This is a genomic window from Campylobacter troglodytis (assembly GCF_006864425.1).
GTDB classification, from domain to species: domain Bacteria; phylum Campylobacterota; class Campylobacteria; order Campylobacterales; family Campylobacteraceae; genus Campylobacter_D; species Campylobacter_D troglodytis.
In genome coordinates this window covers 1-451 of the sequence record NZ_QHLI01000252.1, presented here as the reverse complement: position 1 = coordinate 451, position 451 = coordinate 1, and the positions used below count along the sequence as shown (strand labels likewise).

At 31.7% G+C, this 451-nt stretch carries 1 protein-coding gene; it reads left to right on the top strand.

Features of this window, described 5'->3' with window-relative positions:
- Window positions 1–451: hypothetical protein (locus DMC01_RS14320; protein ID WP_185908993.1), on the top strand; the 451-nt coding region annotated here is incomplete at both ends.

The window sequence follows — 451 nt, the reverse complement described above, 5'->3', positions numbered from 1 at the left end:
TTACATATTAGATTCCACCCTCTATCCTAACAAAATCTACTCTACCTTTGGCATCAAATTAGAGCTTAATCGCCCCCAAGATACTTGTAGCAATGAAGGCAACTTTGAAATTCACATAAATAGTATAAATTTACAAGAAATTGAAAAAGAAAGTAGAGGCAAGATCACAAAAGATACACCTATTTTTTGTTACAATCAACACTCACAAGAAACAAGCGTAGCAAAATTAGAAGATAGCACTATGACCATCAAAACAAATTTAAGCAAAGATCTTATAAATCAAGCCAAAGAAAGCTTAATCAAGCCTTGCTTTTTGAATTTATCCTTTATTCCCTTAGCAAATAAGAACGAAGCAAACAACAAAGCCTCACAAAAAATTCAATTAACAAGTGATGATGTAAATAGAGGCTATGTAAATGTTGAATTTAAACTGCCTTTGAGGTTTATAGGA